The following is a 26,568-nucleotide window of genomic DNA, read 5'->3' on the forward strand; positions in this document are numbered from 1 at the left end:
CTTACTTCTCCTTCTTGGCGCCGTAGCGGCTGCGGGCCTGCTTGCGGTTCTTGACACCCTGGGTGTCGAGCGAGCCGCGGATGATCTTGTAACGAACACCCGGCAGGTCCTTCACACGGCCACCACGCACGAGCACGATGGAGTGCTCCTGCAGGTTGTGTCCCTCACCCGGGATGTAGGCCGTGACCTCGATACCGGAGGTCAGGCGCACGCGTGCGACCTTCCGGAGCGCGGAGTTCGGCTTCTTCGGGGTGGTCGTGAACACACGCGTGCAGACGCCGCGGCGCTGGGGCGAACCCTCGAGTGCGGGCGTCTTGTTCTTCTCGACCTTGTCCTGCCGGCCCTTCCGGACCAGCTGCTGGATCGTAGGCACTACTTCTCCGGTTTCTGTGTGCCGTCGGTGAAACTAACCTGGAACGTCGCCGACCCACGCGGTCGGGTGTGTCGAATCCTGCGAGCCCGTACCGGAACGGCATGAGGAGCACGGATCACGGTGGCCGAAGACAGGCTCGCCATGCGGTTGAGGACACGCACACGAACCCAGGCACACCCCAGGCACAAGGTCTGAGCGTACCTACCTCACGGACCTGGGTCAAAACAAATGCCATCCAGCGCGGTCGGCCGGCCCGCGCGCCCGGCTTGTCCCGACCCGTACGGATGCCCCACGGCCCCCTGAGAGCGCCTCTGAGGCCGTACGAGCCCCGCGGTGGGCCTCCGGAGCCCCACGGCGCGATCCGGACCCTGTGACGTATCACACGCCGAAGGGCGGTCACCCCCCATGTGCGGGGTGACCGCCCTTCGGGCGTATCAAGCGACTCGCTTACTGGTTGTACGGACCGTAGTCGTAGTCCTCCAGCGGAACGGCCTGGCCGGAGCCCGTGCCGAACGGCGAGTAGTCGATGTCGTCGTAGCCGACGGCCGAGTACATCGCGGCCTTGGCCTCCTCGGTCGGCTCGACCCGGATGTTGCGGTAGCGGGACAGGCCCGTACCGGCCGGGATGAGCTTACCGATGATGACGTTCTCCTTGAGGCCGATCAGGGAGTCGGACTTGGCGTTGATCGCCGCGTCCGTCAGGACCCTGGTCGTCTCCTGGAAGGAGGCCGCGGACAGCCACGACTCCGTCGCCAGCGACGCCTTGGTGATACCCATCAGCTGCGGACGGCCGGAGGCGGGGTGACCGCCCTCGGTGACCACGCGACGGTTCTCGGTCTCGAACTTCGAGCGCTCGACGAGCTCGCCCGGCAGCAGCTCCGCGTCGCCGGACTCGATGATCGTCACGCGGCGGAGCATCTGCCGGATGATGATCTCGATGTGCTTGTCGTGAATCGACACGCCCTGCGAGTTGTAGACCTTCTGGACCTCGCCGACCAGGTGGACCTGGACCGCACGCTGGCCGAGGATGCGCAGCACGTCGTGCGGGTTGGTGGCACCCACGGTGAGCTTCTGGCCCACCTCGACGTGGTCGCCCTCGCCGACCAGGAGACGGGCGCGCTTCGAGATCGGGAAGGGGATCTCGTCGCTGCCGTCGTCCGGGGTGACGACGAGCTTCTTGGTCTTCTCGGTCTCCTCGATGCGGACACGGCCCGCGGACTCGGAGATCGGGGCGACACCCTTGGGCGTACGCGCCTCGAAGAGCTCGACCACACGCGGCAGACCCTGGGTGATGTCGTCACCGGCCACACCACCGGTGTGGAAGGTACGCATCGTCAGCTGGGTACCGGGCTCACCGATGGACTGGGCGGCGATGATGCCGACCGCCTCACCGATGTCGACCAGCTTGCCGGTGGCGAGCGAGCGCCCGTAGCAGAAGGCACAGGTGCCGACCGCGGACTCACAGGTCAGGACCGAGCGGGTCTTGACCTCCTCGACGCCGGCGCCCACCAGGGCGTCGATCAGGACGTCGCCGAGGTCGACGTTGGCAGGCGCGATGACCTTGCCGTCCACCACGACGTCCTCGGCGAGCATGCGGGCGTAGACCGAGGTCTCGACGTCGTCCGTCTTGCGGAGGACGCCGTCGGCACCCTTGACGGCGATCTTCAGCTTGAGGCCGCGGTCGGTGCCGCAGTCCTCCTCGCGAATGATCACGTCCTGCGAGACGTCCACCAGACGACGGGTCAGGTAACCCGAGTCGGCGGTACGCAGGGCGGTGTCCGCCAGACCCTTACGGGCACCGTGCGTGGAGATGAAGTACTCCAGAACGGTGAGGCCCTCACGGAAGGACGCCTTGATGGGACGCGGGATCGTCTCGTTCTTGGCGTTGGACACCAGACCACGCATACCGGCGATCTGACGCATCTGCATCATGTTTCCTCGGGCACCCGAGTCAACCATCATGAAGATGGGGTTCGTCTTGGGGAAGTTCGCGTTCATCGCCTCGGCAACCTCGTTGGTCGCCTTGGTCCAGATCGCGATGAGCTCCTGCGTGCGCTCGTCCTTGGTGATCAGACCGCGCTCGTACTGCTTCTGGACCTTCTCGTCCTGCTCCTCGTAGCCCCTGACGATGGCCTTCTTGGCCTCGGGCACGACGACGTCGGAGATGGCCACGGTGACGCCCGAACGGGTCGCCCAGTGGAAGCCGGCCGCCTTCAGGTTGTCGAGCGTCGCCGCCACGATGACCTTGGGGTAGCGCTCGGCGAGGTCGTTGACGATCTCGGAGAGCTGCTTCTTGCCGACCGAGTAGTCCACGAACGGGTAGTCCTCGGGCAGCAGCTCGTTGAAGAGCGCGCGGCCCAGGCTCGTCCGCAGCCGGAAGGTGTCACCCGGCTGGTACTCGGGCTCGCCCTCCTCGGCGACCGGCGGCACCCAGCCACGCGGCGGGATGGTGCCCACCGGGAAGCGGATGTCGACGGACGACTGGAGCGCCAGCTCGCCGGCGTCGAACGCCATGATCGCCTCGGCCGTGGAGCCGAACGCGCGGCCCTCGCCCTTGGTGTCACGCAGCTCGCCGTCGGTGGTCAGGAAGAACAGACCCAGCACCATGTCCTGGGTCGGCATCGTGACCGGGCGGCCGTCGGCCGGCTTCAGGATGTTGTTCGAGGACAGCATCAGGATGCGGGCCTCGGCCTGCGCCTCCGCGGACAGCGGCAGGTGCACGGCCATCTGGTCACCGTCGAAGTCCGCGTTGAACGCGGTGCAGACGAGCGGGTGGATCTGGATGGCCTTGCCCTCGACCAGCTGGGGCTCGAACGCCTGGATGCCGAGGCGGTGCAGCGTGGGCGCACGGTTCAGCAGCACCGGGTGCTCGGCGATGACCTCTTCGAGGACGTCGTACACCACGGTGCGGCCGCGCTCGACCATGCGCTTGGCCGACTTGATGTTCTGCGCGTGGTTCAGGTCGACCAGGCGCTTCATCACGAACGGCTTGAAGAGCTCCAGCGCCATCGCCTTCGGCAGACCGCACTGGTGCAGCTTGAGCTGCGGACCGACGACGATCACGGAACGCGCGGAGTAGTCCACGCGCTTGCCGAGCAGGTTCTGACGGAAACGACCCTGCTTGCCCTTCAGCATGTCGCTGAGGGACTTCAGCGGGCGGTTGCCCGGTCCGGTGACCGGACGGCCACGACGACCGTTGTCGAAGAGGGCGTCCACGGCCTCCTGGAGCATGCGCTTCTCGTTGTTCACGATGATCTCGGGCGCGCCGAGGTCGAGAAGCCGCTTCAGGCGGTTGTTGCGGTTGATCACGCGGCGGTACAGGTCGTTCAGGTCGGAGGTCGCGAAGCGGCCACCGTCCAGCTGCACCATCGGACGCAGGTCCGGCGGGATGACCGGCACGCAGTCGAGCACCATGCCCTTGGGCTTGTTGCTGGTCTGCAGGAACGCGGAGACGACCTTGAGGCGCTTGAGCGCACGGGTCTTCTTCTGGCCCTTGCCGGTACGGATGATCTCGCGGAGGCGCTCGGCCTCCTCGTCGAGGTCGAAGGACTCCAGGCGCTTCTGCAGCGCGGCGGCGCCCATGCAACCGTCGAAGTACGTGCCGAAGCGGTCACGCAGCTCGCGGTAGAGCAGCTCGTCGCCCTCCAGGTCCTGGACCTTGAGGTTCTTGAAGCGGCTCCACACCTCGTCGAGGCGGTCGATCTCGCGCTGCGCACGGTCGCGCAGCTGCTTCATCTCGCGCTCGGCACCTTCGCGCACCTTGCGGCGTACGTCGGCCTTGGCGCCCTCGGCCTCCAGCTCGGCCAGGTCGGTCTCGAGCTTCTTGGCGCGGTTCTCCAGGTCGGAGTCGCGGCGGTTCTCGACCTGCTGGCGCTCGACGGAGACGTGGGCCTCCAGGGAGGGGAGGTCGCGGGTGCGGCGCTCCTCGTCCACGAACGTGATCATGTACGCGGCGAAGTAGATGACCTTCTCAAGGTCCTTCGGCGCGAGGTCCAGCAGGTAGCCCAGGCGCGACGGGACGCCCTTGAAGTACCAGATGTGGGTGACGGGAGCGGCGAGCTCGATGTGGCCCATGCGCTCGCGGCGCACCTTGGCGCGGGTGACCTCGACGCCACAGCGCTCACAGATGATGCCCTTGAAGCGGACACGCTTGTACTTGCCGCAGTAGCACTCCCAGTCCCGGGTCGGACCGAAGATCTTCTCGCAGAAGAGTCCGTCCTTTTCGGGCTTGAGGGTGCGGTAGTTGATGGTCTCCGGCTTCTTGACCTCGCCGTGGGACCAGGTCCGGATGTCGTCCGCGGTGGCAAGGCCAATCCGCAGCTCGTCGAAGAAGTTGACGTCGAGCACTTGTCGTCAATCCCTCTTTCGGGGGTTCGAGCCCCCTCGCGTCACGCGAGGAAATCGGGGCACTTCAGCAATGGTCTGAACGGGTCCGGGGAGAGCCGGCCGGATCACGGGGATCCGGCCGGCCAACCCGTCAGACCTCTTCGACGCTGCTCGGCTCGCGCCGGGACAGGTCGATACCGAGCTCCTCCGCCGCGCGGAAGACGTCCTCGTCCGTGTCGCGCATCTCGATGGACATGCCGTCCGAGGACAGCACCTCCACGTTGAGGCAGAGCGACTGCATTTCCTTGATGAGCACCTTGAAGGACTCGGGAATGCCCGGCTCGGGGATGTTCTCGCCCTTGACGATCGCCTCGTAGACCTTCACGCGGCCGGTGACGTCGTCGGACTTGATCGTCAGCAGTTCCTGGAGGGCGTAAGCGGCGCCGTAAGCCTCAAGGGCCCACACCTCCATCTCACCGAATCGCTGCCCACCGAACTGCGCCTTACCACCCAGCGGCTGCTGCGTGATCATGGAGTACGGGCCGGTCGAACGGGCGTGGAGCTTGTCGTCGACCAGGTGGTGCAGCTTGAGGATGTACATGTAGCCGACCGAGACCGGGTCCGGGAACGGCTCGCCGGAGCGGCCGTCGAACAGGTTGGCCTTGCCGGAGGGCTGCACCAGACGCATGCCGTCGCGGTTGGGGATCGTGGCCTCGAAGAGACCGGAGATCTCGTCCTCGCGCGCACCGTCGAAGACGGGCGTGGCGACGTTGGTGCCGGGGGCGACCTGGTCGGCGCCGATGACCTGCAGGCGCTTGGCCCACTCGTCACCGAGGCCGGAGACGTCCCAGCCGCGGCTGGCGAGCCAGCCGAGGTGGATCTCCAGGACCTGTCCCGGGTTCATTCGGGACGGGACACCCAGCGGGTTGAGGATGATGTCGACCGGGGTGCCGTCCTCCAGGAACGGCATGTCCTCGATCGGCAGGATCTTCGAGATGACGCCCTTGTTGCCGTGACGGCCGGCGAGCTTGTCACCGTCGGTGATCTTGCGCTTCTGCGCGACGTAGACGCGGACCAGCTGGTTCACGCCCGGCGGCAGCTCGTCGCCCTCTTCGCGGTCGAAGACGCGGACGCCGATGACCTTGCCGATCTCGCCGTGCGGCACCTTCAGCGAGGTGTCGCGGACCTCGCGCGCCTTCTCACCGAAGATCGCGCGGAGCAGGCGCTCCTCGGGGGTCAGCTCGGTCTCACCCTTGGGCGTGACCTTGCCGACGAGGATGTCGCCGGCGACGACCTCGGCACCGATACGGATGATGCCGCGCTCGTCCAGGTCGGCGAGGACCTCCTCGGAGACGTTCGGGATGTCCCGGGTGATCTCCTCGGGGCCGAGCTTGGTGTCACGGGCGTCGACCTCGTGCTCCTCGATGTGGATCGAGGAGAGGACGTCGTCCTGCACGAGGCGCTGCGACAGGATGATCGCGTCCTCGTAGTTGTGGCCCTCCCACGGCATGAACGCCACGAGCAGGTTCTTGCCGAGCGCCATCTCACCGAACTCGGTGGCCGGGCCGTCGGCGAGGACCTGGCCCTCGATGACGCGGTCGCCCTCGGCGACGACGACCTTCTGGTTGACCGAGGTGCCCTGGTTGGAGCGCATGAACTTGGCGATGCGGTACGTGGTGTACGTACCGTCGTCGTTCGTGACGGTGATGTAGTCCGCGGAGACCTCCTGGACCACACCGTCCTTCTCGGCCTTCAGCACGTCACCGGCGTCGGTGGCGCAGCGGTACTCCATGCCGGTGCCGACGAGCGGCGCCTCGCTCTTGATGAGCGGAACGGCCTGGCGCATCATGTTCGCGCCCATGAGGGCACGGTTGGCGTCGTCGTGCTCCAGGAACGGGATCATCGCGGTGGCGACGGACACCATCTGGCGCGGCGAGACGTCCATGTAGTCGACTTCGGTGCCGGGCACATAGTCGACCTCTCCGCCACGACGGCGGACCAGGACGCGGGGCTCGGTGAAGCGCAGCTCGTCGGAGAGCGTCGCGTTCGCCTGGGCGATGACGAAACGGTCTTCCTCGTCGGCGGTGACGTAGTCGACCTCGTCGGTGACCTGGCCGTCGACCACCTTGCGGTACGGCGTCTCGATGAAGCCGAACGCGTTGACGCGGCCGTACGAGGCGAGCGAACCGATCAGACCGATGTTCGGGCCTTCGGGGGTCTCGATCGGGCACATGCGTCCGTAGTGGGACGGGTGCACGTCTCGGACCTCGAAGCCGGCCCGCTCACGGGACAGACCACCCGGGCCAAGAGCCGACAGACGGCGCTTGTGGGTGAGACCCGACAGCGGGTTGTTCTGGTCCATGAACTGCGACAGCTGGCTGGTGCCGAAGAACTCCTTGATGGAGGCGACGACCGGCCGGATGTTGATCAGGGTCTGCGGCGTGATCGCCTCGACGTCCTGGGTGGTCATGCGCTCGCGCACGACACGCTCCATACGGGCGAGACCCGTACGGACCTGGTTCTGGATGAGCTCGCCGACGTTGCGCAGGCGGCGGTTGCCGAAGTGGTCGATGTCGTCGGTCTCGACAACGATCGTCCGACCGGACTCGCCGACCGTCTCGGTCTCACCGGCGTGCAGCTTGACCAGGTACTTGATGGTCGCGATGACGTCGTCGGTGGTGAGCACGCCGGCGTCCAGCGGCTCGTCCGCGCCGAGCTTCTTGTTCACCTTGTAGCGGCCGACCTTCGCGAGGTCGTAGCGCTTCGGGTTGAAGTAGAGGTTCTCGAGCAGCGTCTGAGCGGCCTCGCGGGTGGGCGGCTCGCCCGGGCGGAGCTTGCGGTAGATGTCGAGCAGCGCGTCGTCCTGGCCCTGGGTGTGGTCCTTCTCCAGGGTGGCGCGCATGGACTCGTACTCGCCGAACTCCTCAAGGATCTGCTCGGTGCTCCAGCCGAGCGCCTTCAGGAGGACGGTGACCGACTGCTTGCGCTTGCGGTCGATGCGGACACCGACCATGTCGCGCTTGTCGATCTCCATCTCCAGCCAGGCACCCCGGGAGGGGATGATCTTGGCGGAGAAGATGTCCTTGTCGGACGTCTTGTCGATCGAGGAGTCGAAGTAGACACCCGGCGAGCGGACCAGCTGCGACACCACGACACGCTCGGTGCCGTTGATGACGAAGGTGCCCTTGTTGGTCATGAGCGGGAAGTCGCCCATGAAGACCGTCTGGGACTTGATCTCGCCGGTCTCGTTGTTGGTGAACTCGGCCGTGACGAAGAGCGGGGCGGCGAACGTGAAGTCGCGCTCCTTGCACTCGTCGATCGAGTTCTTCGGGGGCTCGAAGCGGTGGTCGCGGAACGTGAGCGACATCGACCCGGAGAAGTCCTCGATCGGAGAGATCTCCTCGAAGATCTCCTCCAGGCCGGACTTGGTGGGGACGTCTTGTCCACTGTCCAGAGCAGCCTCGACGCGAGCCTTCCAGGCGGCGTTGCCGAGGAGCCAGTCAAAGCTCTCGGTCTGCAGCGCGAGGAGGTTCGGAACCTCGAGGGGCTCCTTGATCTTTGCAAAAGAGATGCGCAGCGGGGCGGTGCTGGCGCCGTTGTTCGTATTCGCGGTCGAGGCGTTGCGCGAGGCGGCCAAGAGGGGGTCCTTCCGAGGGCTCGGACTCACTACGCGCGTACCGGTCCCAAATTGGACATGAGGGCAGAAAATCCCCGGTCAGGGAAGATCGGCCCACGATGCTCAGGATGGGTATGCCCCTGGTGACGGGCAGGAGGCAGCTAACAGGCAGCGCAAAGGGTCAGTGTAGCCAAGTGCCACACTGATGTCCAGTCGGGGTTCTCAGAGACCCGCGTTGCTCTCAACAGCTCTTCTCAACACCTATGTCCAGCCCTGCGCGAGGTGCGCTTTTCTTTACTGCCCGCTTCGCCATCGATCCATGCCTCGGATCCGGATCGATTCGGCGACGCGCCTTGAGAATTGCGCGCCGCGTGCGGTTCGTCAAGGGCCCCCTCGGCCCCGGCCGCCCTCGTGCCCCGCGAGAGGCGCACGGCGAAGATCACCATACTCGTCAACACGGCAAGGGCAAGGCACCCTCCTCCGGTACGCCGAAAGGCGACCACCCGTACGGGTGATCGCCTTTCGCGATGTGACTCCGCGCCTCGCGGCACGGGGGTCCTGAGGAGTCAGAGGACTCCTCGGGTCACTTGACCTCGACGGAGGCGCCGGCGCCCTTGAGGGACTCGGCAGCCTTCTCCGCGGCGTCCTTCGCGACCTTCTCGAGGACGGGCTTCGGGGCGCCGTCCACGAGGTCCTTGGCCTCCTTCAGGCCGAGGGAGGTCAGCTCACGCACGACCTTGATGACCTGGATCTTCTTGTCACCGGCAGCGGTGAGGATGACGTCGAACTCGTCCTTCTCCTCCTCGACCGGGGCGGCCGGGCCGGCCTGGCCCGGGCCCGCGACGGCGACGGCCGCGGCGGCGGTGACGTCGAACTTCTCCTCGAAAGCCTTCACGAACTCGGAGAGCTCGATGAGGGTGAGCTCCTCGAACTGAGCGAGCAGGTCTTCCTGGCTGAGCTTCGCCATGACAGGCGTCCTTCCACTATTCGGCAGGTGCCGGATGTATATGTCGGCGGGCGTACGTGGGGCCCGCTGGACCGCTGAGCGTGATTACTCGGCGGCCTCGGCGGGAGCCGGCGTACCGGCACCGCCCTGCTCCTCCAGCTTGACGCGAAGCGCTTCCGCGGTGCGGACGAACTTCGACGGCAGCGCCTGGAAGAGCTGCGCAGCCTGAGTCTGCTTGCCCTTCATGGCACCGGCCAGCTTGGCGAGCAGAACCTCGCGGGACTCGAGGTCCGCGAGCTGCTTGATGTCATCGGCGGACAGCGCCTTGCCATCAAGGACACCGCCCTTGATGATCAGGTTCGGGTTGTCCTTGGCGAAGTCACGAAGACCCTTCGCCGACTCCACCGGGTCACCGGTGACGAAGGCAACCGCCGTCGGACCTGCGAACAGGTCGTCCAGCGTGTCGATCCCGGCCTCGTTGGCCGCGATCTTGGTCAGCGTGTTCTTCACCACGGCGTACTGGGCGTTCTCACCGAGTGAACGGCGCAGCTGCTTGAGCTGTGCCACGGTGAGACCCCGGTACTCGGTCAGCACGGCGGCGTTCGAGCTGCGGAACTGGTCCGCGAGCTCGGCTACCGCAGCAGCCTTGTCGGGCCTAGCCATAGCGTCGGCCTCCTTCCGGGTGATGAGGACCGCTCGAAAGGGACCGGAAAGACGAAACGCCCCGGCGCAGGCGCCAGGGCGTAGCTCGACCGAACGAAGTCCGGGAGCTCTCCACAGTCACCTGCGCAGGTCGTCCGCATCAACGGAGCCTTCGGTTCCCCGAATCCATCACGGATTCAAGGAACGACCAGCGGTCTTTGGCTTCTAAAGGAGAGTACGCGACTCGGGTCGCGCCGGGCAAATCCGTCCCGCTCCGGGTGGTGCCGGGAGGTTTGAACTCGCCGGCACCGGGTTAGGAGGCGGCCCCTGCGGTGGCCCCCTGCTCCTTCAGCAACTCGGAGAAGTCGATGGTCTGGGCGGCCGGCGGGCGCTCGACGGAGACCTTGGTGCCGTAGTCGCTGTAGTAGACCGTGGAGTTGAGCTCGCCGGTCTTCATCTCGCCGCGCTCGGTCTTCTTCACCAGCAGGTCGTTCTCGTCGACCCAGACGTCGACGGTCTCCGTGGTGATCCCCGCGTCCGCCAGCTGCTTCTTGAACGCGGCGAGGTCGTCGGCGTCCAGGTTGCTGTTCTTGGCGGTCAGCTCGGCGACGTCGACCGTGCCCGAATAATGCGTGGTGCTGACGCCGCGCACGTCCTCCTGACCGACCTTCTTCACGTCACCGGAGGCGAGCAGCGACTTCACGCCCTGCTCGGGGGTGCTGTTCTGCATCTGGTCCTTCAGCGCCGCTCCGGAGGCGCCGGCCATCTTCTCCAGGTCGTCGTAGCTGTAGTTGATCCAGCGCTTGCCACCGGTCTGCTGGGCCAGGGTCTCGCCCATGTCGGCCGCGTACCCGTCCTTGAAGTAGCGGGCCTCCATCGTGCCGTCACTGCCGAGCTTCTTCATGGCGTCGCCCATGGTGCCGCCGGTGTACGTGATCTTCATGGAGCCGGTGATCCCGTCGGACCAGTCCATGACACCCGACTGCTTCATGGACATCGTGCTGCCCATGGAGGTGTCGCCCTCGATCCGCGCCGAGTGCGCCTGGCCGGTCTTCTTCTGTACGGCCACCAGCGCGGCGATCGGGTCGACCTTCACCACGGAATTGCCGTGGCTCTCCGTCTTGCCGGAGCCCTTGCTCGTACCCCCGTCGTCCGATCCGCCACAGGCAGCGACCGAGGTCAGCGCCGCCGCCACAGCGACGGACAGACCCACGCGCCGTACGGTATTGGTCAACATCTGTGATTCCCACCCCTCGTTCGACTCTCGGTGACCCACGCTAACGCAGGGCTCCGACAGTCATGTCCACGTACGAATGAGGACGGGCCCCGCACCTCGAAAGGTTGCGGGGCCCGTCCTATGTCACACGTGACACGACGGTCGTACGAGCGCGGAGGCTCAGACGGCGGCCGGGTCCTCCTCGACGAGGAGGTTACGGGTGCGGTTGGAGTCCAGCGGGATGCCGGGGCCCATCGTGGTCGCCAGGGCGGCCTTCTTGATGTAACGGCCCTTCGCCGCGGACGGCTTGAGGCGGAGGACCTCGTCCAGCGCCGCTGCGTAGTTCTCCACCAGCTTGGTCTCGTCGAAGGAGACCTTGCCGATGATGAAGTGCAGGTTCGAGTGCTTGTCGACGCGGAACTCGATCTTGCCGCCCTTGATGTCGTTGACAGCCTTCACAACATCGGGGGTGACCGTACCGGTCTTCGGGTTCGGCATCAGACCACGCGGACCGAGCACGCGGCCGAGGCGGCCGACCTTGCCCATGAGGTCCGGGGTCGCGACGACGGCGTCGAAGTCCAGACGGCCCTTCGCCACCTCGTCGATGAGCTCGTCGGAGCCGACGATGTCGGCGCCGGCGGCTTCCGCGGCCGCAGCACGGTCACCGGTCGCGAAGACCAGGACCCGGGCGGTCTTGCCGGTGCCGTGCGGGAGGTTCACGGTGCCGCGGACCATCTGGTCGGCCTTGCGCGGGTCAACACCCAGGCGGAAGGCGACCTCGACGGTGCCGTCGAACTTCGTGGTGGCGGTCTCCTTGGCGATACGGACGGCCTCAAGCGGGGCGTACAGGCGCTCCCGGTCGATCTTGGCGTCCGCAGCGCGGAGGTTCTTGCTGCGCTTCACTTCTACTCCTGATGGTTTTCAGAGTGTGGAGTCGTGGTGCGGACCAGCGCCGGTCCTACCACTGAGGGCGTGGGGCTGAATCAGCCTTCGACCGTGATGCCCATGGAACGGGCGGTGCCAGCGATGATCTTCGACGCGGCGTCGAGGTCGTTGGCGTTCAGGTCGGGGAGCTTCGTCGTGGCGATCTCGCGGACCTGGGCAGCCGTCAGCTTGGCGACCTTGGTCTTGTGCGGCTCGCCGGAGCCCTTCTCCACACCCGCGGCCTTGAGGATCAGCTTGGCGGCCGGCGGAGTCTTGGTGATGAAGGTGAAGGAGCGGTCCTCGTAGACCGTGATCTCCACCGGCACGACCATGCCACGCTGCGACTCGGTCGCGGCGTTGTATGCCTTGCAGAACTCCATGATGTTGACGCCGTGCTGACCCAGTGCGGGGCCGACCGGCGGGGCCGGGTTGGCCGCACCGGCGTTGATCTGGAGCTTGATAAGCCCCGTGACCTTCTTCTTCTTGGGAGGCATGTGCTCTCTCCGGGTCCTAGTGAGAGTTTTCGCCGTCATCCGGTCATCCGGATGCAGGCATACCGCACAACGATAACGGGTATAGCCGTGCGACCAAAAACCGAGCAGGTCAGACCGGCTGCGAGAGCCTGTCTGACCTGCTCGGTAGGCATGTGTCCAGAAGCGGGCGGAAAGCTCAGTTCTTCTGGATCTGGTCGAAGCTCAGCTCGACCGGGGTCTCGCGACCGAAGATCTCGACCAGGCCCTTGACCTTCTTCGAGTCGGCGTTGATCTCGTTGATCGTCGCCTGCAGCGTCGCGAACGGGCCGTCGGTGACGGTGACCGAGTCGCCGACCTCGAAGTCGAGGACCTCGACGGTGACCTTGCGGGCCGGAGCCGGCTTGCCCTCGGCCTCGGCGGCCTCGCGGGCGGCCTTCTCCTCGGCCTCGGGAGCGAGCATCTTGACGATCTCGTCCAGGGTCAGCGGGTACGGGTCGTAGGCGTTGCCCACGAAGCCGGTGACGCCGGGGGTGTTGCGGACAACGCCCCAGGACTCGTTCGTCAGGTCCATACGCACCAGGACGTAGCCCGGGAGCTTGTTCTGGCGGACGTTCTTGCGCTCGCCGTTCTTGATCTGGACGATTTCCTCCTCAGGCACCTCGGCCTGATAGATGAACTCCTCCACGTTCAGCGAGACGGCGCGCTGCTCCAGGTTGGCCTTCACACGCTTCTCGTAACCGGCGTACGTGTGGATGACGTACCACTCGCCCGGCAGCCCGCGAAGCTCCTCGCGCAGGGCCGTGACGGGGTCGACGGGCTCGGCCGGCTCGGCCTCCTCCTCGTCGGCCGCTTCCGCGGTCTCCTCGGCGGTGTCCTCGGACGCCTCGTCGCCGGCCTCGGGGGCCTCGTCGGCATCGGCGGCTTCGGCCTGGTCCGACTCCTCGGCGTCCGCCGTCTCGACGATGTCGAGCTCGTCCTCGGCGGACTCGAAGGCGCCCGCCGTCGGCTCGACGGCGTCGTTCAGGTTCGGGTCAGACACGGTGGCTTCTTCCTGGATACATATGGGTGGAACATGCGAAAGGGGCGCCCATCAGGCGCCCTTCGCGTGGATCAGCCGAAGACGTACTTGACGACCCGCGCGAAACCGAAGTCAATCACGGTTACGAGGCCGATCATGACGACGACGAACGCAATCACCACACTGGTGTACGTCGTCAGCTGGTTGCGCGTCGGCCAGACGACCTTGCGGAGCTCCGCGACGATCTGGCGGTAGAAGAGCGCGAGACGGCCCAGAGGGCCCTTCTTGCCGCGCTTGCCGCCCTTCCGAGTCTTCTTCGACTCGGGGGCCTCGTCCTCGGCATCAGGCTTGTCGATGGAGCCCACGGCGTCCGTCACGCTTCTCACCTGATTCCGGGTCATGGCCGTGCCGCGCCCGGTGGAGCCGCACGGCGGTGCATTGAAGTACGTACATGCGCACACATCCCGGCGAAGGAGTGTGTAGCAGGGCCGGAGGGACTTGAACCCCCAACCGCTGGTTTTGGAGACCAGTGCTCTACCAATTGAGCTACGACCCTTTGTGGATTCCACCAACCTACCGCATGTTCCCGGATGACCCGAGTGCAGGAACGGTGCGGCTGATGAAGGCCAACGACAGGAGAGTGTACGTGCTCAGCGGCCCGGCGTCGAACAGAAAGCTGCTGATCGCTCCTGGTCGCTTCGTGTCCGCATGCTGTCCGAGTGCTGTCCGGTCCCTGAAACCCCCGTGCCGACGCGGAAAACGGTCTGCGAGCATGGGGGCCATGAGCGCTGCTACTTCTCCGTCCGAGAGCCGGGTCTCCGCCCGCATCGGTGCCATCTCCGAGTCCGCCACCCTCGCCGTCGACGCCAAGGCCAAGGCCCTCAAGGCCGCCGGCCGCCCGGTGATCGGCTTCGGTGCCGGCGAGCCCGACTTCCCGACCCCCGGCTACATCGTGGACGCCGCCGTAGAGGCGTGCCGCACCCCGAAGTACCACCGCTACACCCCGGCGGGCGGGCTCCCCGAGCTCAAGGCCGCCATCGCGGAGAAGACGCTGCGCGACTCCGGTTACGAGGTCGACGCGTCCCAGATCCTGGTGACCAACGGCGGCAAGCAGGCGATCTACGAGGCGTTCGCCGCGATCCTCGACCCGGGCGACGAGGTCATCGTCCCGGCCCCGTACTGGACCACCTACCCCGAGTCGATCCGGCTGGCCGGCGGCGTCCCGGTGGAGGTCGTCGCCGACGAGACCACCGGTTACCGGGTCTCCGTGGAGCAGCTGGAGGCGGCCCGTACCGAGCGTACGAAGGTCGTCCTGTTCGTCTCCCCGTCGAACCCGACCGGCGCGGTCTACAGCGAGGCCGACACCGAGGCGATCGGCCGCTGGGCCGTCGAGCACGGCCTCTGGGTGATGACGGACGAGATCTACGAGCACCTGGTCTACGGGGACGCGAAGTTCACCTCGCTCCCGGCGGTCGTGCCCGAGCTGCGCGACAAGTGCATCGTGGTCAACGGCGTCGCCAAGACGTACGCGATGACCGGCTGGCGGGTCGGGTGGATCATCGGCCCCAAGGACGTCGTGAAGGCCGCGACCAACCTCCAGTCGCACGCCACGTCCAACGTCGCCAACGTCTCGCAGGCCGCCGCGCTGGCCGCCGTCTCCGGGGACCTGGACGCGGTCGCCGAGATGCGCACCGCCTTCGACCGGCGCCGCCGGACCATCGTGCGGATGCTCAACGACATCGACGGCGTGTTCTGCCCGGAGCCCGAGGGCGCGTTCTACGCGTACCCCTCGGTCAAGGAGCTGCTGGGCAAGGAGATCCGCGGCAAGCGCCCGCAGACCTCGGTGGAGCTGGCCGCGCTGATCCTGGACGAGGCCGAGGTGGCGGTCGTCCCGGGCGAGGCGTTCGGCACGCCGGGCTACCTGCGCCTGTCGTACGCGCTGGGCGACGACGACCTGGTCGAGGGCGTCTCGCGGCTCCAGAAGCTGCTGGGCGAGGCGAAGGCGTAATCCCCGCCCCCCTTCCCGTAAAAGCGACCCCCGGTTCCTGGACCAGGGGTCGCTTTCGCGTTCGAGGGCAACTCGATGGGGAAAGCGGCTACCGGCCCGCCCCGTCCGTGCGGCAGGATCTTGGGATGGAGCGTGATGTACGTCTGTTGCCCAAGGCCCACCTGCACCTGCACTTCACCGGGTCGATGCGGCCCACGACGCTGCTGGAGCTCGCCGACAAGTACGGGGTGCGGCTGCCCGAGGCCCTGACCGGCGGCGAGCCGCCCAAGCTGCGTGCCACGGACGAGCGGGGCTGGTTCCGCTTCCAGCGGCTGTACGACATCGCCCGGTCCTGCCTGCGGGCCCCCGAGGACATCCAGCGCCTGGTGCGCGAGGCCGCCCAGGAGGACGTGGCGGACGGCTCCGGCTGGCTGGAGATCCAGGTCGACCCCACCTCGTACGCGCCCCTGCTCGGCGGGATGATCCCGGCGATCGAGATCATCCTGGACGCGGTGGACGCCGCCTCGCGCGAGACCGGGCTGCCGATCCGGGTGGTCATCGCGGCGAACCGGATGAAGCACCCGCTGGACGCGCGGACCCTCGCGCGGCTCGCCGTGCGGTACGCGGACCGGGGCGTCGTCGGCTTCGGGCTCTCCAACGACGAACGGCGCGGGATGGCCCGTGACTTCGACCGGGCCTTCGCCATCGCCCGGGAGGGCGGTCTGCTGGCCGCCCCGCACGGCGGCGAGCTGTCGGGCCCGTCCAGCGTCCGGGACTGCCTGGACGACCTCGACGCGGCCCGTGTGGGGCACGGTGTGCGCTCCGCCGAGGACCCCCGGCTGCTGCGCCGGCTCGCGGAGGCGGGGGTGACCTGTGAGGTGTGCCCCGCGTCCAATGTGGCGCTCGGCGTCTACGAGAAGCCCGCCGATGTCCCCCTGCGCACTCTGTTCGACGCCGGGGTGCCGATGGCCCTCGGCGCGGACGACCCGCTGCTCTTCGGCTCCCGGCTGGCCGCGCAGTACGACCTGGTGCGCCGCCACCACGCGTTCACCGACGAGGAGCTGGCCGAGCTGGCCCGCCAGTCGGTGCGCGGCTCGACGGCGCCGGAGCCGGTGCGGGCGGAGCTGCTGGCGGGCGTCGACGCGTGGCTGGCGGGGCCGGTGGGCTGAGCCTCAGCCGGCGAGACCGCCGAGCAGGGTGCGGGCCAGGGACGCCGCGAAGTCGTCCAGCGGCTGGGGCGGTTCGCCGGCCTCCGTGGCGTCATAGGCGAACGCGCGCTGCGCGCAGGCTCCGAGGAGCAGGGAGGCGGCCGCGTAGGTGTCGGCGTCGGGCCGGACGCGGCCGGCGGTCTGTTCGGCCCGCAGATACGTGGCGACGCCGCGGATGGGCAGGTGGGGGCCGGTGCCGAGCTCGCGCATGGCCGCGTCGTGGCGCTCCTTGAGCCTCGGTTCGGCGTACAGGGAGGCGGCGATCGGGAAGCTCTGCTCGTAGAACAGGGTGGCCTGGCGGGCGATGTCGGTCAGGTTCTCCTCGACCGACCGCTCCCCCGCGCCCGGGTCGGCGATGAGCTCGCGCAGGTCGGTCTTGGGCAGCCGTTCCTGGAGGACCACCACGAACAGTTCCTCCTTGCTGAGGAAGTTCTTGTAGAGCGCGGCCTCCGAGCAGCCGGCGGCCTTGGCGATCTCCTTGGTGGTGGTCCGGGCCAGGCCCTTGGTGAGCATGAGCTCGTGGGCGGCGTCGATGAGGCGGACGCGGGCCGGCTTCTGCTCCATGAGCACTCCGATAAGACTTGACGGGTGAGTGATTACCCACCCACTCTAGAGGTGAGTGAACACTTACCCACCTCGAAGGGGTGTGCCATGAAGCTCACGGTTTTTGGTGCGACCGGCGGTATCGGGCAGGAGATCGTCCGCCAGGCGGTGGCGTCGGGGCACGAGGTGACGGCGGTGGTCCGCGATCCCGCCCGGCTCGCGGTCCCGCTCTCGGACATCACGGTGCACACGGCCGCCCGGGTGGACGACCCGGAGGCGCTGCGGGAGGCGGTGGCGGGCCGGGACGCGGTCCTCTCCGGCCTCGGGTCGAGGGGTCGGAAGGCCGACGGGATCGCCGAGCGGCTGACCCGCGCCGTGCTGACGGCCATGGAGGCGGAGGGCACCCGGCGGCTGTTGGTGGTCAGCGCCGCCCCGGTCGCCCCCACGCCCGCCGGCGAGCCGCTGCTCGACCGGATGATGCTCTCGATGATCGGCGCGGTCCTCAAGGAGGTGTACGCGGATCTCACCGCGATGGAGGCGGCGCTGGGGGCCTCGGCCACGGACTGGACGTCGGTGCGGCCGCCCAAGCTGACGAACGGGCCCCTGACGGGCACCTACCGCACGGTCGTCGGCGGCAACCCGCGCAGCGGCCGGTCCATCTCCCGGGCCGACGTGGCCCACGCGATGCTGGCGCTGATCGGCGACCCGGCGACGGTGAAGCAGGGCGTGGGCGTCGCGTACTGAAGCCCGGGGGCGCCCGGGGCCCCCGGGCGCCCTAAAGGCTGACGCCCACCGTCACCGGTTCGTTGACCAGGGTGACGCCGAAGGCCGCGTGCACCCCGGCCACGACCTCGCGCGCCAGGGCGAGCAGGTCCTCCGTGGTCGCCGCGCCCCGGTTGGTGAGGGCGAGCGTGTGCTTGGTGGAGATGCGGGCGGGTCCGGTGCCGTAGCCCTTGGTGAAGCCGGCCCGGTCGATGAGCCAGGCGGCGGAGGTCTTGGTGCGGCCCTCACCGGCGGGGAAGGCGGGGGGTGTCACCTCGGGGCCGAGCCGGTCGGCGACCCGGGCCAGGAACGCGTCGAACTCGGCCTGCTCCAGGATCGGGTTGGTGAAGAAGGACCCGGCCGACCACGAGTCGTGGTCCTCGGGGTCGAGGACCATGCCCTTGCCGGCGCGCAGCCGGAGCACCGTTTCGCGGGCCTCGGCGGCGGGAACGCGCTCGCCCTCCCGGACCCCCATGGCCCGCGCGGTCTCCGGGTACTTCAGGGGCGCCGACAGCCCGCCGGCCTCCTCCAGACCGAAGCGGACACGCAGCACCACGTACCGGTCGGGTTCGGCCTTGAAGCGGCTGTGCCGGTAGGAGAACGCGCACTCGGAGTTGGGCAGGACGACCGTTTCCCGGGTGCGCCGGTCGTAGGCGACGACCTCCGTGATGGTGGCGGACACCTCCTGTCCGTACGCCCCGACGTTCTGGATCGGCGTAGCACCCGCCGAGCCGGGGATGCCGGCCAGGCATTCGAGGCCCGCGAGGCCGGCCTCCACGGTGCGGGTGACGGCGTCGGTCCAGACCTCACCGGCGGCCAGCTCAAGGGAGCCGCCGTCGAGGACGAAGCCCTTGGTGGCGATCCGCAGGGCGGTGCCCTCGAAGCCCTTGTCGCCGATGACCAGATTGCTGCCGCCGCCGATGATCAGGAGCGGGGTGCCGCTGTCGTCGGCCTCGCGCACGGCGTCGATCACCTCGGTGTCCGTGGTGGCCGTGAGGAGCCGGGTGGCGGGGCCGCCGAGCCGGAAGGTGGTCAGGGGGGCGAGGGGCGCGTCGTGGAGTTCCTGCACGGGGACAAGGGTACGGTCCGTGGCCCCGCCGTCTGGGCGGGGCCACGGACCGTGTGGCGGGTGCGGCGTGCGTCAGGCGGGTACGGAGACCGGCTCCTCGGCGTGGGCGTCGGGTCCGTCCGCCTCGACGGCGGCCTCCTGCGTACCGGCGGCGCGGCGGCCGGGGATCATCAGGGCGACGAGCGCGGCCAGGGCGACGACTCCGGAGCCGATCCAGACGGCGGGCACGGTGCCGTCGGTGAAGGACTGCGCGGACTCCAGGCCGCCCTGCGAGGCGAAGACGGTGGTGAGCACGGCGACCCCGAGGGCGCCGCCGACCTCGCGGAGGGCGTTGTTGGCACCGGAGGCGATGCCCTGGTCACCGGGGCGGACGCTGGACATGACCAGGCTGGCGGCCGGCGCGAAGTACAGGGCCATTCCGATGCCGCCGATGATCAGGGCGGGCAGCTGCGAGACGTAGGAGGCGTCCGGGGCGATGACCAGGGCGAAGAGGGCGAGGCCGACCGCCTGGAGGGCGAGCCCGGTCACGACCACCGGGCGGCCGCCGAACCGGTCGGAGAGCATCCCGGCGATGGGGGCGACGAGCATCGGCATGCCGGTCCAGGGCAGCATCCGCAGCCCTGCCTCGGTCGGCGAGTAGCCCAGGACGCCCTGGAGGTACTGGCTGAGCAGGAAGATCGCGCCGAACATCCCGAGGTACATCAGCATGCTGGCGATGTTGATCCCGAAGAAGCCGCGGTCCCGGAAGAGCTGCATGGGGAGCATGGGCTTGCGGCCCCGGAAGCCGTGGCGGATGAAGGCGCCGATGAGCACGATGCCGGCGCTGAGGGAGGTCAGGACGGTCGGGCTGGTCCAGCCGTCGGCGTTGGCGTTGACGAGGCCGTAGACGATGCCGAAGAGGCCGCCGCTGACGAGGAGGGTGCCGGGGACGTCGAGCCGGGCGCCGGGGGCGTACGACTCCGCGAGGCGGAAGCGGGCGAGCGGCAGCAGGAGCAGGCCGATCGGGACGTTGAGCCAGAAGATCCACTGCCAGGAGATGTGCTCGGTGAGGCTGCCGCCGATCAGGGGTCCGCTGGCCACGGCGAGGCCGGTCGCGGCGCTGAAGATACCGAGCGCCATGCCCCGTCGGGCGGGTTCCACCGCGGCGGTGAGCAGGGTGAGCGTGAGCGGCATCATGATCGCGGCACCGACGCCCTGGACGGCGCGGAAGGCGATGAGTTCGTTGATGCCGGGCGAGAGGGCGGCCGCGGCGGAGGCGCCGGTGAAGACGGTGAGGCCGGTGAGGAAGAGCCGGCGGCGGCCGAAGCGGTCACCGAGCGCGGCGCCGAACATCAGCAGGACGGCGAAGGTGAGCGTGTAGGCGTTGACCGTCCACTCCAGCTCCTCCATCTCTCCGCCGAGGCTTTCGCGGATGGACGGCAGGGCGGTGGTGACGACGAGGTTGTCGAGAGCCGCCATGAAGCCGGCGACGCTGGTGATGACGAGGGCCCAGGTCGCTCCCGCGCGGCCTGTCGATTGCTGGTTCACTGCTCCCCCTGAGGGTTAGTTATTGATTACTAACTTTTCTGGGCAGAAAACCGGGCCGAACCCGGCGTCGTACGCGTTCAGGAGACCGGCTGGGCGGAGTCGAAGAAACCGGACCAGATCCGGTGTCCGGCCGCAAAGCCGAGCGAGGTCAGGGTGTTGGCGAGCATGCCGTACGCGAGGAACTGAGTGGCCTCGCCCACGTCGGCGCCGAGTGCGAGGTTGACGGAGTCGAAGAGCTCCAGCCAGCCGGCCCGCACCGCCTCGCCGAACTCGTGGTCACCGGCGGCCTCCGCGGCGGCGACGGCCGCGTACACCTGCATCTGCATGAGCAGCTTGTCGGGGTCGTCGGCGATCAACTGCTGGTAGGCGCGGGCCATGGCATGCAGCGCGTCCTCGCTGTCCAGCCCGTCGGCCACATCGGCGAAGACCTGCCGGGTCTCCTCCAGGCAGCGCTCGGCCGCCGCGAGGAACATCGCTTCCTTGTTGGGGAAGAGGCGGAAGAGGTACGGCTGCGAGACGCCCACCCGCTGGGCGATCACCGCGGTGGAGGTCGCGCTGTACCCGCCGCGGGCGAACTCGGTGATCGCCGCGCGAATGACGCTCTCGCGTCGCTCATCTGCACTCATCCTTGCCATGCCCATAAGTTAGTACTCAATCACTAACTTCGTCAAGCTGGGGCGTGGGCGGAGTTGCGAACGGCGGTACGCGTAAGGGGCACGGCCCCCTGGACCGTGCCCCTTACATCGCGTCGCGCCGCCCGCCGCTGTCAGGCGAGCTGCACCACGGCCCGGGACATGCCCAGGACCTTCTTGCCGTCGCTCATGACCGTCAGGTCCACGCGCACCCGCCGGTCGTCCAGCAGGGCGCCCACCTTGCCGCTGACCTCGACCTGCGCGCCCTTGTCGTCGTTCGGGACCACGACGGGCTTGGTGAAGCGCACCCCGTACTCGACCACCGCGCCCGGGTCGCCGGTCCAGTCCGTGACCACGCGGATCGCCTCGGCCATGGTGAACATGCCGTGCGCGATCACATCGGGCAGCCCGACCTCGCGCGCGAAGCGCTCGTTCCAGTGGATCGGGTTGAAGTCGCCCGAGGCACCCGCGTACTGCACGAGCGTCGCCCGGGTGACCGGGAAGGACCGCGCCGGCAGCTCCGTACCGACCTCGACGGACTCGTAACTCACCTTCGCCGTCATCGCGCCTCCTCGGCGGCGCGCGCCACCAGCTTCGTCCAAGCGGTCACGACCAGCTCACCGGACTCGTCGTGGACGTCACCGCGGACGTCCAGGATGTCGTTGCCCGCCATCGACTTCACGGCCTCGATGGTCGAGACGACCGACAGCCGGTCGCCGGCGCGCACGGGGCGGACGTAGACGAACTTCTGGTCGCCGTGCACGACCCGGCTGTAGTCCAGGCCGAGCTGGGGGTCCTCGATGACCTGGCCGGCGGCCTTGAAGGTGATCGAGAACACGAAGGTCGGCGGCGCGATCACATCGGCGTGGCCGAGGGCCTTCGCGGCCTCGGGATCGGTGTACGCGGGGTGGGCGTCGCCCACGGCCTCGGCGAACTCGCGGATCTTCTCCCGTCCGACCTCGTACGGCGCGGTGGGCGGATAGGTCCGTCCCACGAAGGACTGGTCGAGCGCCATGAACTCGCAACCTCCTGATGAAAGAACGACGGGGCCGGCCTGTGACGGCGTCCGGCCCCATTCAACGCCAAACCCGCCGCACAACGACACGAGGCCGCCCCCCGAAGGGGACGGCCTCGTGTACGAGCCTGTTTCAGCGCGTTTCGCGGTGCGCAGTGTGCGAGTTGCAGCGCGGGCAGTGCTTCTTCATCTCAAGACGGTCCGGGTTGTTACGCCGGTTCTTCTTGGTGATGTAGTTCCGCTCCTTGCACTCCACGCAGGCCAGCGTGATCTTCGGGCGGACGTCGGTGGCAGCCACGTGAGTGCTCCTTGGACGGACGATGGACGGATGAACGCAAAAAAGAGTAGCCGATCGAAGGACCGACCCCACAATCGGCTACTTTTAAGTAGCGGTGACCGGACTTGAACCGGTGACACAGCGATTATGAGCCGCTTGCTCTACCGACTGAGCTACACCGCTTTGATGACTGGGCCCCCCGCCGAAGCGGGGTTTCCGATCACCAGAGCCCCAATGCGGAATCGAACCGCAGACCTTCTCCTTACCATGGAGACGCTCTACCGACTGAGCTATTGGGGCGAGCGATGAAGACATTACACGCTCGGTCGCCGATCGCCCAAATCCGTTTCCCGGTGCCCAACCGACCTGGTCGCGTACCCCGCTCCGGGCACCCTCACACCGCTGATCAGCAAGGCCGCACCGGTACGACTATTTCGCTCCTCCTCCGACCGGGCCCCGCCCACCCCTAGGCTCTACTCACTCTGCGTGATCTTGACCCCTTCCCAGGAGCACGATGTCCGACAGCCAGCCGCGGCGGCCCGACGACCACGCGGCCGACACCACCGGCGGCCCGGAGACCTCCGCCCTGACGCTCTGCGGCGCCCGCCTCGCCGACGGCCGCGTCGTGGACGTACGGGTCTGCGGCGGCCGCATCGAGGCCGTCGGGACCGCGGGCAGCCTCACCGCCGCCCCCGGCGCCCGCCTCGACCTGCGCGGCCACCTCCTGCTCCCCGCGCCCGCCGAGCCGCACGCCCACAGCGACACCGCCCTCACCGCGGACGGCTCCGGGCCCGCGTCCGAGCGTCCCGAGGACATCCGGCGGCGCGCCACCGAGGCCGCCCTGCTCCAGCTCGGCCACGGCGCGACGGCCCTGCGCTCGCACGTGCGGATCGGCGACCTCCAGGGCCTGGCGGCGCTCGAAGCCGTCCTCCAGGCCCAGCGCTCGCTGCGCGGCCTGGCCGACCTGACCCCGGTCGCCGTCCCCCGACTGCTCACCGGCGTCGCCGGGGCGGGCAACCTGGCGATGCTCCGCGACGCGGTGAAGATGGGCGCCGGCGCGGTCGGCGGCCGCCCGGACCTCGACCCGGACCCGGCGGGATACGTCGAGGCCGTCCTCGAAGTCGCCGCCGAGCACGGCTGCCCCGTGGACCTGCACCTGGACGGCGACGACCCCGCCCGGCTGGCCCGGTTCGCCGCGCTGGCGGGCGGCCTGCGCCAGGAGGTCACCATCGGCCCCTGCGCCGGTCTCGCCCGCCTCCCCGCCGACGTCGCCGCCCGGGCGGCCGGGCAGCTGGCGGCCGCCGGGGTGAGTGTCACCTGCCTCCCGCAGGGCGGCTGCTGCGGCACGGAGCACCGGGGCGCCGCCCCCGTACGGCTGCTGCGCGAGGCCGGGGTGCGGGTCACCGCGGGCAGCGGGGCCCTGCGCGATCCGGCCAACCCGGTGGGGCGCGGCGACCCGCTGGAGGCGGCGTTCCTGCTGGCCTCGCAGGGCGGCCTGCGCCCCGAGCACGCCTACGCGGCGGTGTCCGCCGAGGCCCGGCACGTCATGGGGCTCCCCGAGGTCCGCGTCGAGGCGGGCTTCCCGGCCGAGCTGCTCGCCGTACGCGGGGAAGGGCTGGCCGGGGCGCTGTCGCTGGCGTACAGCCGGATCGTGGTGCACCGGGGGCGGGTGGTGGCCCGGACCAGCGCGGTGCGCGAGTACTGCGACTCGGAGGGCGGCGGCGGGCCCGGTCTTCCCCGCCAGGGACGGCCGGAATCCACCGGCGGGCCGTGAGCGTCGCGGCGCGCTCCGGCGTACCGTCGGTCGTATGCGCATTGTCATCGCAGGTGGACATGGTCAGATCGCGCTGCGGCTGGAGCGGTTGCTCGCCGCGCGCGGGGATGAGGCGGCCGGCATCATCCGCAACCCCGGACAGAGCGACGACCTCAGGGCGGTGGGCGCCGAGCCCGTGGTGCTGGATCTGGAATCGGCCACGGTCGATGAGGTCGCCGAGGCACTGCGGGGGGCCGACGCGGCGGTCTTCGCGGCCGGTGCGGGCCCCGACAGCGGCACGGCCCGCAAGGACACCGTGGACCGGGGCGCGGCCGTGCTCTTCGCGGACGCGGCGGAGCGGGCGGGGGTGCGGCGTTACGTCGTGGTCTCGTCCATGGGCGCGGACCCGGACCACGCCGGGGACGAGGTGTTCGACGTGTATCTGCGGGCCAAGGGCGAGGCGGACGCGGACGTGCGCTCCCGCGCCGCCCTGGACTGGACGATCCTGCGCCCCGGGATGCTCACCAACGACGCCGGCACCGGCCAGGTCCTCCTGGCCGCGTCCACGGGCCGGGGCCCGGTCCCCCGCGACGACGTGGCGGCGGCCCTGGTCGAGCTCCTGGACACCCCGGCCACGGCGGGCCTGACCCTGGAACTGATCTCGGGCAACGTGCCGTTGACGGTCGCGGTGAAGGACATCGCGGGCAACTGACCCGCCGCACGAAGAAGGCCCCCGTTCGAAGAACGGGGGCCTTGCTTGTGGCGGCGCCAGGGTTCGAACCTGGGTAGGCTGAGCCGGCAGATTTACAGCGGGCCGCGTCTAGCCCGTCTCACCTGCCGCTTTCTTAGTCTCTCGCCTTCCTGGGGCACGCCTGGGGGATGAGGGAGCAGTTTCATCCCCCTGAGGGAAAGGGCCCGCCCCACGCGCGCTCGGTCAGCTCACCCCAGATACCAGGGGCAACGGTTCGCGGGTCGATGGCCTCGCTCGGTGCCGAGACCTTATAAGTCCCGTCCGGATCTTCGGAACGATCGTGCGGCTTCACCCAGAAGATCCGGCGGACAAACTTGCCTGTCTCTTCTCCGCTGGGGGTATCAGCGTTGAGCACCGAGTAGCCCACGCGCCGACCAGTTCCCGTCCACGCAAGCGGCCTCCGACGTGTCGATGCCATGTGGTGCACGGTCTGACGAACGTAGTCGAACTCGGTGACATCTTCGGTCCACACGATCTCTTCTTCGTGCCTCAAGGCTTGCTGGTCCTCGCGCAACATCGCTCCTCAGTCGGGGAAACTTTGGCGTCGCGGTCCATCCTTTCCTGGCGTCGCCCGCGGCAAGCCATGGTCGGGCGTGTAAGCACTGCGCTGTACAAACTCGCTGGCCAAAACGGGACAGCGCTTACCTTCATGATCAGTTGCGGTCGTTCCTGTGCAGCACTTGGCTCATCATGTGCCAAGCTGGCAACACGATCACCCTAGGGAGGAGAAGACCGATGGCCGAAACCGCGCGGGAGATCGCCAACGAACTGCGGGAGCGCATCCGCTCCGGCAATCTCGCCCCCGGCGCGCGGCTTCCCGGCGAACCCGCCCTCGTGAAGCAGCACGGAGTGGCGAAGGAGACGGCACGCCGCGCCCTCATGCTGCTCGTAAGCGAGGGGTTGGCCGTCCGGCGCAAAGGAAGCGGTACGTACGTGCGCGACTTCCAGCCGATCCGGCGCGTGGCGAACGCTCGCCTGTCGCCGTCCGGGTGGGGCTCCGGCCGGTCGATTTGGAGCAGCGACGTGGGCGACCGCCCCCTGAGGGTGACGGACCTGCGGGTCTACGAAGCCCAGGCCCCTGACGACGTGGCCCGCATGCTCGGCTTGCAGGCCGGCGCAGCCGTCGTTGTTCGGGACCGCGTCTACGCCGTGGAGGGCGAGCCCGTACAAGCCGCAGTCTCGTACCTGCCTGCTGATCTCGTACGAGACTCCGCAATCGCCCAAGAGGACACGGGACCGGGCGGGGTGTACGCGCGGCTGGCCGACCTCGATGTCAAGCCAGTCCGCTTCGTGGAAGAGCTCCGATCCCGCATGCCCAGCTCGGAGGAGTCCGAACGCCTGCACCTGACCGACAGCACACCTGTTGTCGAGATCTACCGGACCGCGATAACAGAGGACGGGACGCCGGTCGAGGTGAACCGCATGCTGCTGAACGCCGGGGTGTACGTCATGGAGTACCACATTTCCGGCTGACCCCGACCGCACAAGCCGAGGGCCCTCCCAGGGGCCC

The 26,568-nt window shown here is 68.6% G+C and carries 24 protein-coding genes and 3 tRNA genes; 6 read left to right on the forward strand and 21 right to left on the reverse strand.

Features of this window, described 5'->3' with window-relative positions:
• Position 1: 1 nt before the first annotated feature.
• From rpsL to OG867_RS12230, 11 genes are all read right to left on the reverse strand, one after another.
• The gene (gene rpsL / locus OG867_RS12180) at positions 2 to 373 is read right to left on the reverse strand and encodes a 30S ribosomal protein S12 (RefSeq protein ID WP_003948652.1); all 372 of its coding nucleotides are present in this window, start codon (positions 371 to 373) and stop codon (positions 2 to 4) included.
• A 447-nt stretch (positions 374 to 820) separates the two neighbouring features.
• Positions 821 to 4,720 carry a DNA-directed RNA polymerase subunit beta' gene (locus tag OG867_RS12185; RefSeq protein ID WP_328901758.1) on the reverse strand — a complete coding sequence of 1,300 codons (3,900 nt, stop codon included), beginning with the start codon at positions 4,718 to 4,720 and terminating at the stop codon, positions 821 to 823.
• Between the two features lie 130 nt (positions 4,721 to 4,850).
• The gene (gene rpoB / locus OG867_RS12190; protein ID WP_328901757.1) at positions 4,851 to 8,336 is read right to left on the reverse strand and encodes a DNA-directed RNA polymerase subunit beta; all 3,486 of its coding nucleotides are present in this window, start codon (positions 8,334 to 8,336) and stop codon (positions 4,851 to 4,853) included.
• Between the two features lie 562 nt (positions 8,337 to 8,898).
• Complete coding sequence (gene rplL, locus OG867_RS12195; RefSeq protein WP_328901756.1) at positions 8,899 to 9,282, reverse strand: 50S ribosomal protein L7/L12; 384 nt, start codon at positions 9,280 to 9,282, stop codon at positions 8,899 to 8,901.
• An 84-nt stretch (positions 9,283 to 9,366) separates the two neighbouring features.
• Positions 9,367 to 9,924, reverse strand: a complete 558-nt coding sequence (gene rplJ / locus OG867_RS12200; RefSeq protein WP_018101258.1) for a 50S ribosomal protein L10 — start codon at positions 9,922 to 9,924, stop codon at positions 9,367 to 9,369.
• Positions 9,925 to 10,216: 292 nt separating this feature from the next.
• Entirely contained in the window at positions 10,217 to 11,140 is a 924-nt protein-coding gene (locus OG867_RS12205; protein WP_406284951.1) for a hypothetical protein, read from the reverse strand.
• A 159-nt stretch (positions 11,141 to 11,299) separates the two neighbouring features.
• Positions 11,300 to 12,022 (reverse strand): 50S ribosomal protein L1, encoded by a 723-nt coding sequence (gene rplA, locus OG867_RS12210; protein WP_328901754.1) that lies wholly within the window; start codon positions 12,020 to 12,022, stop codon positions 11,300 to 11,302.
• An 80-nt stretch (positions 12,023 to 12,102) separates the two neighbouring features.
• Entirely contained in the window at positions 12,103 to 12,537 is a 435-nt protein-coding gene (gene rplK, locus OG867_RS12215; protein ID WP_018101261.1) for a 50S ribosomal protein L11, read from the reverse strand.
• A gap of 175 nt (positions 12,538 to 12,712) precedes the next feature.
• On the reverse strand, positions 12,713 to 13,555 hold the full coding sequence (gene nusG / locus OG867_RS12220) for a transcription termination/antitermination protein NusG (RefSeq protein ID WP_328901753.1): 843 nt from the start codon (positions 13,553 to 13,555) through the stop codon (positions 12,713 to 12,715).
• Between the two features lie 71 nt (positions 13,556 to 13,626).
• On the reverse strand, positions 13,627 to 13,911 hold the full coding sequence (gene secE, locus OG867_RS12225; RefSeq protein ID WP_164398884.1) for a preprotein translocase subunit SecE: 285 nt from the start codon (positions 13,909 to 13,911) through the stop codon (positions 13,627 to 13,629).
• Between the two features lie 106 nt (positions 13,912 to 14,017).
• Positions 14,018 to 14,090, reverse strand: a tRNA-Trp gene (locus OG867_RS12230).
• Positions 14,091 to 14,315: 225 nt separating this feature from the next.
• Between OG867_RS12230 and OG867_RS12235 the strand changes: the two genes are divergently transcribed.
• Both OG867_RS12235 and OG867_RS12240 read left to right on the forward strand, forming a co-directional pair.
• Positions 14,316 to 15,542: a pyridoxal phosphate-dependent aminotransferase gene (locus OG867_RS12235; protein ID WP_328901751.1), complete on the forward strand. Its 1,227-nt coding sequence runs from the start codon at positions 14,316 to 14,318 to the stop codon at positions 15,540 to 15,542.
• Positions 15,543 to 15,667: 125 nt separating this feature from the next.
• The gene (locus OG867_RS12240; RefSeq protein WP_328901750.1) at positions 15,668 to 16,690 is read left to right on the forward strand and encodes an adenosine deaminase; all 1,023 of its coding nucleotides are present in this window, start codon (positions 15,668 to 15,670) and stop codon (positions 16,688 to 16,690) included.
• Between the two features lie 3 nt (positions 16,691 to 16,693).
• Here OG867_RS12240 and OG867_RS12245 read toward each other — a convergent pair whose 3' ends face one another.
• Positions 16,694 to 17,293 (reverse strand): TetR/AcrR family transcriptional regulator, encoded by a 600-nt coding sequence (locus OG867_RS12245; protein WP_406284956.1) that lies wholly within the window; start codon positions 17,291 to 17,293, stop codon positions 16,694 to 16,696.
• 87 nt (positions 17,294 to 17,380) lie between these two features.
• On the opposite strand from OG867_RS12245, the gene OG867_RS12250 reads away from it, so the two are divergent.
• Entirely contained in the window at positions 17,381 to 18,016 is a 636-nt protein-coding gene (locus tag OG867_RS12250) for an NAD(P)-dependent oxidoreductase (protein WP_406284958.1), read from the forward strand.
• A 31-nt stretch (positions 18,017 to 18,047) separates the two neighbouring features.
• On the opposite strand, the gene OG867_RS12255 is transcribed toward OG867_RS12250, so the two are convergent.
• From OG867_RS12255 to OG867_RS12290, 8 genes are all read right to left on the reverse strand, one after another.
• Positions 18,048 to 19,103, reverse strand: coding sequence for a UDP-N-acetylmuramate dehydrogenase (locus tag OG867_RS12255; protein ID WP_328901747.1), 1,056 nt, complete (start codon positions 19,101 to 19,103; stop codon positions 18,048 to 18,050).
• A gap of 72 nt (positions 19,104 to 19,175) precedes the next feature.
• On the reverse strand, positions 19,176 to 20,630 hold the full coding sequence (locus OG867_RS12260; protein ID WP_406284960.1) for an MFS transporter: 1,455 nt from the start codon (positions 20,628 to 20,630) through the stop codon (positions 19,176 to 19,178).
• 77 nt (positions 20,631 to 20,707) lie between these two features.
• Positions 20,708 to 21,256 (reverse strand): TetR/AcrR family transcriptional regulator, encoded by a 549-nt coding sequence (locus tag OG867_RS12265; protein ID WP_328904423.1) that lies wholly within the window; start codon positions 21,254 to 21,256, stop codon positions 20,708 to 20,710.
• Between the two features lie 140 nt (positions 21,257 to 21,396).
• Entirely contained in the window at positions 21,397 to 21,825 is a 429-nt protein-coding gene (locus OG867_RS12270) for a MaoC family dehydratase (RefSeq protein ID WP_406284963.1), read from the reverse strand.
• Positions 21,822 to 22,277 carry a MaoC family dehydratase N-terminal domain-containing protein gene (locus OG867_RS12275; RefSeq protein WP_406284965.1) on the reverse strand — a complete coding sequence of 152 codons (456 nt, stop codon included), beginning with the start codon at positions 22,275 to 22,277 and terminating at the stop codon, positions 21,822 to 21,824. Before OG867_RS12275 ends, OG867_RS12270 begins: the two co-directional genes overlap by 4 nt.
• A 133-nt stretch (positions 22,278 to 22,410) precedes the next feature.
• The gene (rpmG, locus tag OG867_RS12280) at positions 22,411 to 22,575 is read right to left on the reverse strand and encodes a 50S ribosomal protein L33 (RefSeq protein WP_003956487.1); all 165 of its coding nucleotides are present in this window, start codon (positions 22,573 to 22,575) and stop codon (positions 22,411 to 22,413) included.
• A gap of 89 nt (positions 22,576 to 22,664) precedes the next feature.
• Positions 22,665 to 22,737, reverse strand: a tRNA-Met gene (locus OG867_RS12285).
• A gap of 44 nt (positions 22,738 to 22,781) precedes the next feature.
• A tRNA-Thr gene (locus tag OG867_RS12290) sits at positions 22,782 to 22,854 on the reverse strand.
• Positions 22,855 to 23,068: 214 nt separating this feature from the next.
• Here OG867_RS12290 and OG867_RS12295 point away from each other — a divergent pair.
• Both OG867_RS12295 and OG867_RS12300 read left to right on the forward strand, forming a co-directional pair.
• The gene (locus OG867_RS12295) at positions 23,069 to 24,328 is read left to right on the forward strand and encodes an amidohydrolase family protein (RefSeq protein WP_406284967.1); all 1,260 of its coding nucleotides are present in this window, start codon (positions 23,069 to 23,071) and stop codon (positions 24,326 to 24,328) included.
• A 34-nt stretch (positions 24,329 to 24,362) separates the two neighbouring features.
• Complete coding sequence (locus OG867_RS12300; RefSeq protein WP_406284970.1) at positions 24,363 to 25,019, forward strand: SDR family oxidoreductase; 657 nt, start codon at positions 24,363 to 24,365, stop codon at positions 25,017 to 25,019.
• Between the two features lie 181 nt (positions 25,020 to 25,200).
• Here the strand turns inward: OG867_RS12300 and OG867_RS12305 are convergent, their stop codons facing one another.
• The gene (locus tag OG867_RS12305) at positions 25,201 to 25,575 is read right to left on the reverse strand and encodes a DUF6009 family protein (protein WP_406284972.1); all 375 of its coding nucleotides are present in this window, start codon (positions 25,573 to 25,575) and stop codon (positions 25,201 to 25,203) included.
• Positions 25,576 to 25,793: 218 nt separating this feature from the next.
• Between OG867_RS12305 and OG867_RS12310 the strand changes: the two genes are divergently transcribed.
• Positions 25,794 to 26,531: a GntR family transcriptional regulator gene (locus tag OG867_RS12310; RefSeq protein WP_406284974.1), complete on the forward strand. Its 738-nt coding sequence runs from the start codon at positions 25,794 to 25,796 to the stop codon at positions 26,529 to 26,531.
• Positions 26,532 to 26,568: the final 37 nt, after the last annotated feature.

It is taken from the genome of Streptomyces sp. NBC_00209, assembly GCF_045206345.1.
Classification (GTDB): domain Bacteria; phylum Actinomycetota; class Actinomycetes; order Streptomycetales; family Streptomycetaceae; genus Streptomyces.

Excerpts from the sequence above, each read along its gene's own strand:
- rplL (WP_328901756.1), bottom strand. The coding sequence starts at position 9,282 with ATGGCGAAGCTCAGCCAGGAAGACCTGCTCGCTCAGTTCGAGGAGCTC.
- rplJ (WP_018101258.1), bottom strand. The coding sequence starts at position 9,924 with ATGGCTAGGCCCGACAAGGCTGCTGCGGTAGCCGAGCTCGCGGACCAG.
- OG867_RS12205 (WP_406284951.1), bottom strand. The coding sequence starts at position 11,140 with ATGTTGACCAATACCGTACGGCGCGTGGGTCTGTCCGTCGCTGTGGCG.
- rplK (WP_018101261.1), bottom strand. The coding sequence starts at position 12,537 with ATGCCTCCCAAGAAGAAGAAGGTCACGGGGCTTATCAAGCTCCAGATC.
- OG867_RS12235 (WP_328901751.1), top strand. The coding sequence starts at position 14,316 with ATGAGCGCTGCTACTTCTCCGTCCGAGAGCCGGGTCTCCGCCCGCATC.
- OG867_RS12240 (WP_328901750.1), top strand. The coding sequence starts at position 15,668 with ATGGAGCGTGATGTACGTCTGTTGCCCAAGGCCCACCTGCACCTGCAC.
- OG867_RS12245 (WP_406284956.1), bottom strand. The coding sequence starts at position 17,293 with ATGGAGCAGAAGCCGGCCCGCGTCCGCCTCATCGACGCCGCCCACGAG.
- OG867_RS12250 (WP_406284958.1), top strand. The coding sequence starts at position 17,381 with ATGAAGCTCACGGTTTTTGGTGCGACCGGCGGTATCGGGCAGGAGATC.
- OG867_RS12265 (WP_328904423.1), bottom strand. The coding sequence starts at position 21,256 with ATGAGTGCAGATGAGCGACGCGAGAGCGTCATTCGCGCGGCGATCACC.
- OG867_RS12270 (WP_406284963.1), bottom strand. The coding sequence starts at position 21,825 with ATGACGGCGAAGGTGAGTTACGAGTCCGTCGAGGTCGGTACGGAGCTG.
- OG867_RS12275 (WP_406284965.1), bottom strand. The coding sequence starts at position 22,277 with ATGGCGCTCGACCAGTCCTTCGTGGGACGGACCTATCCGCCCACCGCG.
- OG867_RS12295 (WP_406284967.1), top strand. The coding sequence starts at position 23,069 with ATGTCCGACAGCCAGCCGCGGCGGCCCGACGACCACGCGGCCGACACC.
- OG867_RS12300 (WP_406284970.1), top strand. The coding sequence starts at position 24,363 with ATGCGCATTGTCATCGCAGGTGGACATGGTCAGATCGCGCTGCGGCTG.
- OG867_RS12305 (WP_406284972.1), bottom strand. The coding sequence starts at position 25,575 with ATGTTGCGCGAGGACCAGCAAGCCTTGAGGCACGAAGAAGAGATCGTG.
- OG867_RS12310 (WP_406284974.1), top strand. The coding sequence starts at position 25,794 with ATGGCCGAAACCGCGCGGGAGATCGCCAACGAACTGCGGGAGCGCATC.